The organism is Endozoicomonas sp. SESOKO2 (genome assembly GCF_024606245.1).
In the GTDB taxonomy this organism is placed as follows: Bacteria; Pseudomonadota; Gammaproteobacteria; order Pseudomonadales; family Endozoicomonadaceae; genus Endozoicomonas_A.
Genome location: NZ_JAHHPQ010000044.1, coordinates 1 through 11551 on the forward strand (window position 1 = coordinate 1; position 11551 = coordinate 11551).

At 47.6% G+C, this 11551-nt stretch carries 13 protein-coding genes; 9 read left to right on the plus strand and 4 right to left on the minus strand.

Annotation, left to right across the window (positions count from 1 at the left end):
- Positions 1 to 49 precede the first annotated feature (49 nt).
- From KDK17_RS01010 to rlmE, 3 genes are all read right to left on the minus strand, one after another.
- Positions 50 to 3094: a CHY zinc finger protein gene (locus tag KDK17_RS01010; protein ID WP_257254767.1), complete on the minus strand. Its 3045-nt coding sequence runs from the start codon at positions 3092 to 3094 to the stop codon at positions 50 to 52.
- 422 nt (positions 3095 to 3516) lie between these two features.
- Positions 3517 to 5484, minus strand: a complete 1968-nt coding sequence (gene ftsH / locus KDK17_RS01015) for an ATP-dependent zinc metalloprotease FtsH (RefSeq protein WP_257254766.1) — start codon at positions 5482 to 5484, stop codon at positions 3517 to 3519.
- A 325-nt stretch (positions 5485 to 5809) separates the two neighbouring features.
- Positions 5810 to 6430 (minus strand): 23S rRNA (uridine(2552)-2'-O)-methyltransferase RlmE, encoded by a 621-nt coding sequence (rlmE, locus tag KDK17_RS01020; protein ID WP_257280662.1) that lies wholly within the window; start codon positions 6428 to 6430, stop codon positions 5810 to 5812.
- Positions 6431 to 6693: 263 nt separating this feature from the next.
- On the opposite strand from rlmE, the gene yhbY reads away from it, so the two are divergent.
- The 9 genes from yhbY (at position 6694) to KDK17_RS01060 (ending at position 9956) form a co-directional block, all read left to right on the plus strand.
- Positions 6694 to 6999 carry a ribosome assembly RNA-binding protein YhbY gene (gene yhbY / locus KDK17_RS01025; RefSeq protein ID WP_257253702.1) on the plus strand — a complete coding sequence of 102 codons (306 nt, stop codon included), beginning with the start codon at positions 6694 to 6696 and terminating at the stop codon, positions 6997 to 6999.
- A gap of 238 nt (positions 7000 to 7237) precedes the next feature.
- On the plus strand, positions 7238 to 7465 hold the full coding sequence (locus KDK17_RS01030; RefSeq protein WP_257253701.1) for an HNH endonuclease: 228 nt from the start codon (positions 7238 to 7240) through the stop codon (positions 7463 to 7465).
- A 57-nt stretch (positions 7466 to 7522) separates the two neighbouring features.
- On the plus strand, positions 7523 to 7795 hold the full coding sequence (locus KDK17_RS01035; protein WP_257253698.1) for a hypothetical protein: 273 nt from the start codon (positions 7523 to 7525) through the stop codon (positions 7793 to 7795).
- A gap of 2 nt (positions 7796 to 7797) precedes the next feature.
- On the plus strand, positions 7798 to 8082 hold the full coding sequence (locus tag KDK17_RS01040) for a CopG family antitoxin (protein WP_257253696.1): 285 nt from the start codon (positions 7798 to 7800) through the stop codon (positions 8080 to 8082).
- 52 nt (positions 8083 to 8134) lie between these two features.
- On the plus strand, positions 8135 to 8632 hold the full coding sequence (locus KDK17_RS01045; RefSeq protein WP_257280658.1) for a DUF29 domain-containing protein: 498 nt from the start codon (positions 8135 to 8137) through the stop codon (positions 8630 to 8632).
- Positions 8629 to 9117 (plus strand): DUF29 domain-containing protein, encoded by a 489-nt coding sequence (locus KDK17_RS01050; protein ID WP_257253693.1) that lies wholly within the window; start codon positions 8629 to 8631, stop codon positions 9115 to 9117. Before KDK17_RS01045 ends, KDK17_RS01050 begins: the two co-directional genes overlap by 4 nt.
- Before the next feature lie 150 nt (positions 9118 to 9267).
- A complete protein-coding gene (locus KDK17_RS19425) occupies positions 9268 to 9393 on the plus strand; it encodes an HNH endonuclease (RefSeq protein ID WP_368736449.1) in 126 nt (41 codons plus the stop codon).
- Positions 9394 to 9423: 30 nt separating this feature from the next.
- Positions 9424 to 9684 (plus strand): type II toxin-antitoxin system RelB/DinJ family antitoxin, encoded by a 261-nt coding sequence (locus KDK17_RS01055; protein ID WP_257253691.1) that lies wholly within the window; start codon positions 9424 to 9426, stop codon positions 9682 to 9684.
- Between the two features lie 2 nt (positions 9685 to 9686).
- Positions 9687 to 9956, plus strand: coding sequence for a type II toxin-antitoxin system YafQ family toxin (locus KDK17_RS01060; protein ID WP_257253690.1), 270 nt, complete (start codon positions 9687 to 9689; stop codon positions 9954 to 9956).
- A 139-nt stretch (positions 9957 to 10095) separates the two neighbouring features.
- Here KDK17_RS01060 and KDK17_RS01065 read toward each other — a convergent pair whose 3' ends face one another.
- Positions 10096 to 11271, minus strand: a complete 1176-nt coding sequence (locus KDK17_RS01065) for a hypothetical protein (protein ID WP_257253688.1) — start codon at positions 11269 to 11271, stop codon at positions 10096 to 10098.
- Positions 11272 to 11551: the final 280 nt, after the last annotated feature.

An 11551-nucleotide genomic window follows, 5' to 3' on the forward strand; every position in this document is an offset into this window, starting at 1 on the left:
CCTGTTAGGTGACTAACGGGAATCTCGCTCCTTCAGGGGCGAGAGGATGTCAATTGAGGGGATACCTGCACACCGGGCAGCTTCTTACCCTGTTTTCAATCATTGCCACGCCACATTCCTTATGGACTTTGTGGGAGCAGGGGAGTATCAGGCAACCGGTAAAGACGTCTTCCAGACAGATGCAGCACTCATCGTGTCCTGAATCGGGTCGGCATATATGATCACCTTTCAACCTTTTATCCAGGCAGACATTGCAAACATCACAGTGATAGGTTTTATCTTCGTATATTCGACAAATGCCGCATTTATCACAGTGGAATGGGTTTAGCACTGCTGCGGTGAAGAGCTTGCACTTTGCACAGTAAAAGTCCGACATACGCTCGTTACATTCCGGGCATATCTGGGAGCCTTCCGTAATTTCCCCTTTGTATTTACAGAGAATACACAGGAGGTGTGTTGCATCAACACCACTGGAGTTTGTCGTTTGGCATCTATCGTTTTCGTTATGACATCTATGGCAGGGGAAATAAAGGCCGCAGCAATTAAATCTCACAAGGCAGCGCCTATGGTAATGTTCGCACAATGGCTGCAGGGTTTCTTGCTGAGGCAGCGGTAACTCCTCATCCAATGGGTTTGCCCCCAGATTATAAGGACTCGACTGCTGGCAAGAAGTAAAATGCCCCGGGCCATTATCTGACATCGCCGAGATAGCCGCTGTCAACTGCTGGAGTGCTTGATGGATCATAAACTCTACTAATTCTTGTTGCTTTCTGAGTTCATCCTCCACCTTTTCGATATGCTCCCTTAAGCGCTGATTTTCAGTCTCTAAACAGGCCACCCGTCCCCAAAACCTCTGATCATCTGCAGTTAGATTTTGATTCTCTATTGTTAACCTTTGAACCTTTTCAGTTAACTCTTCAGCCTGTTGCCTTTCTATATGCTGTCTTTTTTTCCTTTCTTTTTCCTTAGCGCTTCTTTTCGGCTCAATGTCTTTTATAAGACTATGATACTTACCTACAATACGTTCTAACTTATTCAAATCACGATTCAAATTTTCAGACCCATGATCGTCGGGCCTGCCGTCTTCATTATCAGCAAGGTTAGGCTGCTTCTTTGGCCTTGCCCCCTGCTGTAAGTATTTATCAGATGGTGATTCAGAGGAACTTCCAGCAAAGCCAGAGGCACTTCTGTAGCTATCAACTTGCCGAACGGGATCGGTGAATGTATTTGCATTGCCGGCAATTATTTCGTTGGAGGTGTTATCGCTATTACTGATTACAGTCTCTTGTGGTAAAGAACAAGATTGCATCTGCATACACAGTTTATCTGTAAAGTGTATTAATTCACGGGACGACGGGTGCTGATCAAATCGTCTAAAGGTACCTGACAAAGAAGTAGAAAATGTAAATAATTGTGCATAAACCATAATATCGCGACTTATGACTGAATCTGATATTTCCCCTAACAAATTACGAATAAGTTCAACCGGATTTGAATAGCGCAGGAACAATTGAACAAAATATTCAGCAAAGCAACATTTTTCAAATTGTCCTATTGGCGACTGCTGGCCAGGCTGATTAACCTTAAGGATGATGTCCTGAACAATCTTATGCAAAATCACCAGGTTGTTTTCGCCAACTCTGGGTTGCGCCTCGTCAGCTGAAATGATCGGTTGAAGTGAAGACAGAATGCCAAGATCATTCAAAGTCTGTTTTTTATCGCTTGTAGCTTCTATCAGCTGCTCGATAAATCGGTTGCGCAATGAATTCTCACGGGAAGAACGCTGCAGTTCCAGTACCGCCTCAAGAGGAGTGAGGGGATCACCTCTGGTGTTTGTGCTTTTTGTTTCCAAAACTTGCAAACGCTGAGGCATATTCAGCTCATCCAGTATTTGCCTCAGTTTAAAAACTGCATCGCGATCCTCGCTTTCAATGATGGCTACAAGCCGACTCGCAATTACCTTAATGTCTTGAGCCGTAGCATTTTTTTCACTCTTCTCTCCATCGTCGTCTTTTCTGTTATTGCCATTCCCACTGCCTTCACTGCCTTCTCCAGGTGATGGGTTCTCCTGGCCTTCAGGTTCTCCTCTTTGCTCCTTTTGATGGTCGTTATTTTCGTTCTTTGGTTTTGCATTGGGTGCGCTACCAGAGGATTTTCCATCCCCATTACCTGCCTTCAGACCACCGCCATGGTTGGTCTTGAAGACGGTACGCTCTAGAAGCAGTTTGAAACAGCCAAGCTGCCACTGAAGGCTTTCACTGGCTGGACAAGAAGTGACAGCACGCTGGAAGAGAGTATTCCAGAAATCAACATCGGTCAGTTGTCGAATATCGAGGAAGTCAAGGCAGCCAACGGGGATAGCAGCTTCGCTGGAAGAGCCATCAGCATTAACGCGTGTAATTTTCATACGTGCCGGGGATAACTGTTCCTCAAATGAAGTAGAATCCTTACCTGTGGACCTCAGCCATGTGATGAGAGATTTGAGGATAATCAGGTCTGTTTCGAATGATCCCGATGACATGCCACCACTCAAGAGCGGGGGGTGGGAGCGGATAGACCCTACCTCGTTCCCGCCGCTGGGAAAATCGGCAATACCAGCGAGTTTGCCTCCTATCAATCTGTTATTTCGGGCTTGACCGGTTTCCATCCCACTCCTAATGTTGTTGGAGTAGGCCAAAAGGGTCAGTGAGGTAGCACAGGGTTTGCCATTCAGGAGTGGATCTATGGTTACAGAAATAAGCTCTGGTCTGTCTGCCGTCGTAGATTTTAAGCGAACAAGCGTGCCGTTTTCAGAAACACGCTGTGAGGCATATTGGGAGGCGGGTATCTGTTCCTCCGTCGTTATCGCTAGCTGATAGCAATGGTTGTTCTGGTCGTTCGTAACTAATATTGCGATACTGTTCGAGTCTGTCGGCGCCACGGGAGCCTTAAAGCAAAGGATGCTGTTTCGGTCATTGAAACCTTCCGGAAGCAGCAAACTTAATTGCCACTGACTCACATCCTGCAGATCTTCACCATCATTAACCTCAATCCGAACCCTGTGCCCGTGAGGATTATGCCGTTCAATGATGGTTGAGGAATAGCACAACTGCATAACCACCGTGGCTTGTGAAAAAACAAACGCTATTAAGGCTATGAATGAGTGGTAATAATGCACCAATTTCTCTCATAACTTAGTCAATAATACCAACTTCGCCCTCTTTGTTTGATAGAAAACGTCAGCAGCCTGTGCTGACTTTCTGTTCTGGAAAAATAAAGGAACGCCATTGGCCAATATCATTATTCGTAGTACAAAGAGAGAATAGCCAAGAATTTATGCATCGCTATATAAGCTAATTATTCTGCGCCACACAGCCAACCGCATTATCAACCTCTTCACCGGCAAAACTGATCGGCAATCATGGCTGGTGGGATGTCCATAATAAGTCTCCACATTGTCAACTTATTTCAGGACGGGACAAATCATACAAAAAAGGCAGGATAACAATCCTGCCTTTTTTGTTTTGTCAGAAGGGATCAGTGTTCGCCAGCAGGCCCACCGATAGGTCCTTTCTTATCATCATCGCTGTCGGCAACTTTTGGCTCAGATGCTTCAGGAGCCTCTTCCGCCTTGATACCTGCATCACCGTCACCGTTAGATGAGGAACCAGAAGACTCCTTAGGTGGACGAGGCTTCTTGCCTGACATAATGTCATCAATCTGATCAGTATCAATGGTTTCATACTGCATCAACGCATCTGACATCAGGTCCAGCTTATCGCGGTTTTCCTTGAGAAGTCGCTCAGCAGTGTTATAGCACTCATCAATGATGCTACGCACTTCTTCGTCGATCATCTTGGCGGTTTCGCCAGACACATTCATGCGTCCGCCGCCACTGCCGTAGTTCTTGCCCAGGAATACCTCGCCTTCTTCATCATCATACTGAAGAGGTCCCAGCTTCTCGGACAGCCCCCATTTGGTCACCATATTTCTGGCAATCTGGGTTGCACGCTGAATATCGTTGGATGCACCGGTGGTGACGCCCGCTTTACCCAGCGTCATTTCTTCAGCGATGCGACCACCAAAGAGTGAACAGATCTGACTCATCAGAGCTTCTTTACTCTGGCTATAACGATCTTCCTCAGGCAGGAACATGGTGACACCCAATGCACGACCACGAGGAATAATACTGACCTTGTATACCGGATCGTGGTCAGGCACCAGACGGCCAACAATAGCGTGACCAGCTTCATGATAGGCCGTATTACGTTTTTCTTTCTCGCTCATCACCATGGACTTGCGCTCAGCACCCATCATGATTTTATCTTTAGCAAGATCGAACTCGTGCATACCCACCGTGCGCTTGTTGGCGCGGGCAGAAAACAATGCCGCTTCGTTCACCAGATTAGAAAGATCGGCACCGGAGAAACCCGGAGTACCACGAGCAATCACTGCAGGCTCAACGTCATCCCCAATAGGTACCTTGCGCATGTGTACTTTCAGAATCTGTTCACGTCCTCGGATGTCTGGCAGACCCACCACAACCTGACGGTCAAAACGGCCGGGACGCAGAAGCGCCGGATCCAGTACATCTGGACGGTTGGTTGCAGCAATTACGATGATACCGTCGTTTGCTTCAAAACCATCCATCTCTACCAGCAGCTGGTTAAGTGTTTGTTCACGCTCATCATGACCACCGCCCATGCCAGCACCACGGTGACGACCCACTGCATCAATCTCGTCAATGAAGATAATGCATGGTGCCTGCTTTTTAGCTTGTTCGAACATGTCTCTGACACGGGAAGCACCCACACCCACAAACATTTCAACAAAGTCGGAGCCAGAAATGGTGAAGAAAGGCACCTTGGCTTCACCGGCAATAGCCTTGGCCAGCAGGGTTTTACCTGTACCAGGAGGACCTACCATCAGCACGCCACGAGGAATGCGGCCACCCAGACGCTGGAACTTGCCCGGATCTTTCAGAAAATCTACCAGCTCCTGTACGTCTTCCTTGGCTTCTTCAACACCTGCCACATCAGCAAAAGTGGTCTTGATCTGATCTTCCGACAGCAGCCTGGCTTTACTCTTGCCAAAGCTCATCGGGCCACCACGGCCACCGCCGCCACCCTGCATCTGTCGCATAAAGAACATGAAGACAGCAAGAATCACCAGAATCGGGAAACTGGCAACCAGCAACTGTGTCCAGATGCTTTGCTTTTCAATAGGCTTGGATTCGATTTGAACGTTGCCGCGCAGCAGCTCGTCCATCAACTGATTATCGGGCACTGCCGGGGGCAGGTTGGTCTCAAAACGCTCACTGCTGTTCATGAGTCCGGTAATAGTAAATCCGTCAATCACTACTTTGCTGACTTGACGATTTTCTACCGCACTGATGAAGTCAGAATAACTGAGCTTCTGGGTAGAGGACTGCATTCCATCGAAGTTTTTGAATACGGTCAACAGCACCAGGGCAATGATGACCCATAAAATCAAGTTTTTTGCCATATCATTCAAAGGGCTACCCTCACTTGAGCGTACTGAAGCCTGTGGCGAACGGTTTTAAAGGGCATAATTACCGGCTCTGCTCTCTCGTATGGTTAATTCGCACCTCCTACCATACACGAATGGCAGAGAGGGGGACAGTCATCAGCTGGCTATTGGGCAGATAGAAAAAATCTATAATACCGGCAGGTCTGCTTTAAACTGCGCTGCGACAAGGTTTTTCTGGTTTACCTGACGGGTTGTCAGGTTTCTGTCAAGATTCGATAGCGCTTAACCATCCCCCCTTGAACAATCAGAACACTCCAACATCCCGGTTAAGTAAATGTTCTCAGGATACAAAATTTCTGGCCAACAAAAACACCTCTCTGGACCTTGCCCTTGAAGAGCCTGGTTTGCGGGTAATCACTTTCTGGAATGAGGTTTTCATGTCCTTGTGATACTCCTGATACCCTTCCCCCTGAAATGCTTTGGTCAGGAAAGAGCCGTTTTTCTTCAGCACCTGCCTGGCCAGATCCAGAGCCAGCTCAGCCAGATACATAGCTCTGGGCTGATCAACGGCCAGCGTACCACTCATATTGGGGGCCATATCTGAAATTACAAGGTCTACTTTGTCACTGCCGATAGTTTCAAGGATTTTTTCCAGTACAGCGTCCTCGGTAAAGTCGCCCTGAACAAAGTCAACCCCGGCAATGGGGTTCATGGGAAGAATGTCTGAAGCCACCACACGACCGTTATCACCTACCATCTCGATAGCTACCTGGGACCAGCCGCCCGGGGCCGCACCCAGATCAACCACTTTCATCCCCGGCTTGATCAGCTTGTCCTTCTCCTGAATCTCGATCAGCTTGTAGCTGGCCCGGGAACGGTAGCCGTCTTCTTGTGAGCGTTTAACATATTCGTCTTCAAAGTGCTCCTGTAGCCAGCGGGCACTGCTTTTGGATCTGGCCATTTCTACCTTACACTATCTACCTTAAAAACTTTATTCATGACTCTTGGACTTGTGAGCCATAGAGAATAAAGTACAATGATGAACTTTTGATCAACAGTTTCCAAGCCGGTCTTTCCCAATCTTAACAAAAACCGGGAAGCGAGCCCCCGACTGAGGTATGTGATATACAACCTTGTTTTATCGCCCACCAGGAACCTGTTGCCCGGTTGTCATGGCTGTAGGCAATCGGCTTACTGAATATTCAGCCTCAGGATTCTGAAATCATGAGCATTAGTTCTGAAAAAAAGAGACACTTCCGTTCCCTCGGTCACAAGCTGAAACCTGTCGTAATGGTAGCGGGCAACGGTCTGAGTGATGGTGTTATTGAAGAGACAGTGCGTGCCCTGCACGATCACGAGCTGATCAAGATAAAGTTTGCCTTAGGCGATCGTGAAATCAAGAAAGAAGCCATTACCGAACTGTGCAACCGGACTCATGCAGAACTGATTCAAACCATTGGCAACATTGCTCTTATCTATAAAGAGAATAAAGACGCCAAGCCTAACCTTTCCAATGTCAAAAGCTTTTGATATTTCAGGGTGCCTGAGTTTAAGGCACTCCGTTCAGTTCCTTTTTGTATAAAAAGTTCAGAGCATTTAATTCAAGTCGCACACTCTTAATTGCACAGAAAGAGTCCAAGCAGGGTTCATCCAATAAACGACAACATGTGGCTCAAAGTGCTCAACTACTATGAACCCCGTGACAAACGTTACCGGCAGGCTGATGGCCGTTGACGATGTGGTCAACAAAAAAGGCGTCTATGGATAATTGCTGACGGGCAATGAAAAACACCTGAATCTGCGAGCCTTTACGAACAGCCAGAAGTACACCCTTTATGAGGGCCAGAAAGGCATCTGCAACCAATGTGAAGAGTCCTTCAATACCGACCAGATGGAAGCCGACCACATCACCCCTTGGTCAGAGGGTGGCAAGACTGAGCTGGAGAATGGTCAGGTGCTTTGCCGGGAGTGCAATCGCAGAAAGTCCAATCACTGAGTTACGATTGTCCGGTCCAATTGATGACAAAAGGCACACACCCTCTATACTTCTCTCATGAAACGCTTTAACTGGAACCCCCAGAAGAATCAGCAGCTGATCCTGGAACGGGATCGGTCCTTCGAGGAAGTTATTTTCCACATAGAGAATGGCGGCCTGCTGGATGACATCGCCCATCCTAACCAGCAAGCCTATCCCCATGAGCGGATCTTTGTGGTGAATGCACAAGGTTACGTCTGGTTGGTGCCTTACGTGGAAAGCGAGCAGGAGTACTTTTTAAAAACACTGATTCCCAGCCGCAAATTTACCCATGACTATTTAGGAGATTGAACATGAAAAAAACAACACTGGATAACGAGGAGCAAACGTTGCTCGATGCCCTTGAACGGGGTGAATATGAATCCGTGATGACGCCTGAGCGCAAGGCGATGCTGGAAGCGGCGGCCAGAGAGACGTTTAAAAAGGATAAGCGTATTAACATCCGCATTTCCCAACAGGATCTGCTGGCGATTCAGTCACGGGCCCGGCGGGAAGGGATTCCATACCAGACACTGGTGTCCAGTATTCTCCATAAGTACCTGTCCGGCGCTTTGCGGGATGTCTCAACGCTGCCTTAACAATGGGGTGGCCATCACCTCATTACATGAATGACAAAAGAGGAAATCACCAATGGATAGTTTATACAAAACCGACTACACCGCATGGCTAGGCCAGCAACGGGAGCTACTGGCCCAGCGCCAATTTGACCAGCTTGACTTAGACAATCTGTTGGAGGCGATGGAGTACGAGATGGGTAATTATGTTGAAAATTTGGAGTCTCATCTTGTTATTTTGGTATTGCATCTTTTGAAGTATCAGTATCAAACGTTTGTACTCAACCCGCAGCTTCTGGAACCAGAATATTTCAGAAGCTGGCACGACAGCATCTCTAACGCACGTAACGACATTAACGACTTGATTAAAAAACACCCACACCTACAACCCCAGCAGGATGAGGCTTTAGCAAACAGTTACCCTAAAGCCAAAAAAAGGGCTATAGAGCAGATGAACCGATTTATAACTAACAAGCGTCACCTTATGAACAAAAACAGTTTTCCCAAGGAATGCCCGTGGACGTTTGAACAGATCACGACAGAAGACTGGCTGCCTGGGGAGGATGAAGAATGAAAAGTTTGTACGAGACTGACTATCACCAATGGCTAGGCCAGCAGCGTGAATTGTTGGCCGCTAAGCAATTCGATCAACTGGACATCGACAATCTGTTGGAGGCTCTGGAACACGAGATGGGTAATGACGTCAGAGAATTATGTTCTCATTTAGTGATATTGTTGGTTCATTTGCTCAAATATGACTATCAGAAACGAATTCTGAAAGACCCTTGGGTGGAAGATAAAGTTCTTCAGTCATGGATACCCAGTATCAACAACCCTAGAGATGAAATTGATCTTCACGTTGAAGAAAACCCTTACTTGAGCAATTACTTTCAAGAATCACTCGAAAAAGCCTACGTCAAAGCCAAAAAAAGCGCTATGGAAGAATTAAACCGTTACATAAAAACAGAAAGCAAGCGGCTGAATAAAAACAGTTTTCCCAAGGAATGCCCATGGAGCTATGAGCAGGTTACAGAAAGGGGTTGGCTGCCCGGCGATTAATTACTCATTGATCAAGTACAGGCAAGGTGATCAATAATCAACCCACCTTCCCCAGCAACGCTTCCCGCTCTTCCCGACTCATCCCCCGCAACATCTCTGCCAGCAGACTGTGCATCTCACCAATAGGCGGCTGAGGAACGCCAGAAAGGCATCTGCAACGAGTGTGAAGAGTTCTTCGACATCAACCAGATGGAAGCCGATCACATCACCCCATGGTCAGAGGGCGTATACAGGCTCTTGAATGTTGAATTGTGTCCCGTTTGGCCTACACTATAAAACGCCATTCAATAATCAGAGGGAACCGTCATGAGCAAAAGCGCTGTCGTCAAAGCCAGAGTGGAACCTGAGCTGAAGAAACAGGCTGAAGCGGTGTTTCGCAAGATCGGGCTGAACACGACACAGGCCATTACGCTTTTTTATACGCAGGTTGAGTTGTGCAACGGGTTGCCGTTTGATGTGCGTATTCCTAACGAAGAGACTTTGAAGGCTTTCGAGGAAAGCGACAAAGGGGAAGGGTTGGTAGAGTGCAAAGATCTGGATGACCTGTTTAAGAATCTGGATATTTAAGCGTGTTGATTCCCGTATTTTTAAACCGCTTTCAGAAGGATGTTAAAAAAGCGAAGAAGCAGGGGAAAGATATGGACAAACTCAAGTTTATCACCCGCCAGCTGGTAGAGCAGATGCCCCTGGCTGCCAGGCACAAAGATCACCTTTTAACCGGGAATTTTAATGGCAGGCGGGAATGCCATATTGAGCCAGATTGGTTGTTAATCTACAGGCTGGACGATGATCGCATTGTGTTTGAACGGCTCGGGAGTCATTCCGAGCTGTTCAGATAGGAATCAGTTGCAACCGCCCCATGAGAGATTGAAGTATTCAGCCTCAATTCAGAGTCGCTTCAACTGCGTGCAAGTGCGGTTGAACTCAGCGTTAGCTGCCAGTGTTCACCAATGATTCGATGGCTGACAGTTGAGTCTGTCAGTTAAACAGAGTTGAGAGATAATCCAGGGGCGCGTAAAACTTTTTCCACTGAGTCCATCCGGTCTCTGAAAGGCCTTGTTCCAGTGAATAGCCATAAACGACGTAGCCTGAAAGACCGTTGACAACCGCGAAAGTCAACGCAGGCATCAGAGTGACACCGGCTTTGATAAACGGGTCGTTTGAGGTTATCTTCAAACTGCCCAGCATAAGCAAAGCTCCGACTCCGCCGAGGATCATAGTTCCAGCTTCGGCAACAGCTCCAATTCCGAATCCGATTCCGGCCCCGGCTAAGGCTCCGACTAATGCCCCTGCGGCTCCGACTGAGGCTACGGCTGTCGCTCCGGCTCCGACTCCGGCTCCGGCTCCTACGAAGATTACGGCCCCGACTCCAGCTCCTGCTATGACTTCGGTCTTTGTCTGTCTGTCCACATCAATTGTTAGCACTGAAATAATTCCCGAGAGAGTACCCACAATCACTGCGCTGACAACAGAAGCAAGAGTCGCTTTTGCTGGCCTGTAGCCTTTATGGATCATCGCTTCATAGGCGACAGCCCCTGCCACAATCCCATTCATCATAGAAAATATTTCATATTCCCCAGCCAAATACCATTCGGTTGCAATATCCCTTGTACTCATTTTTCTTAGAATTAGCGCTGAAATAGCGCTGGCTCCGGTTCTTGTTAACGCTTCAGAAGCAAGGTAGATCATGACTACAACAGGCATGTGCTCCCTCTTTATCGTACTAGCGGCATTAGCTGCCATTCCTGCACCGGCAAAATACAAGGGTCTCCACCAGCGCTGTTCCAGAGGCCAGGGAGACACATGCCCGGCCAACGCTACTTCGGCAGTGGTGATCACGGGAGCCAGCTGCGAACAGAAATCTGTTTTCAACGGCTCCAGCTCCTTTGTATCCGATGCAGCCAGATCATATGTGCTTGAAAGCCCGGAGACTATTCCCGCTGTTTTACAGATACCCCACCATACTCCCAGATTGAGCAAGGTGGACAAAGAGACTCCAGCAAGGCTTTCCGTTAGCTCAAGCCCGTTTGCCACCAGTACGGAATCATTAAGAGGCTCAAGAAAATCAAAATCTTTTTTTGAGGGGGGGCTGGCTTGTGCCATCGAATAGAGCAAGCACAAAAGTAACGGACATAGGTTGAATGAGTTATTCATGGTGACTTCCCAGCTACAGTGATTGAACTGGAAATATAGATTCTATTCGGAGCTATGAGTGACAATGTTCATAACTACAAAGTGCGTTGCAAATAAGACAACTATCAAATGCTTCCAATAGACTGAGCCTCCGGCAGAGCGACTGAAGCAGGCATTAGCTGCCTGAGTTTACCTCTGGCTGACAGTTGAATCCGTCACTTAAAAAGAGTCGAGAGATAATCCAGAGGCGCATAGAACTTTTTCCACTGAGTCCAGCCGGTCTCTGAAAAGCTTTGTTCCA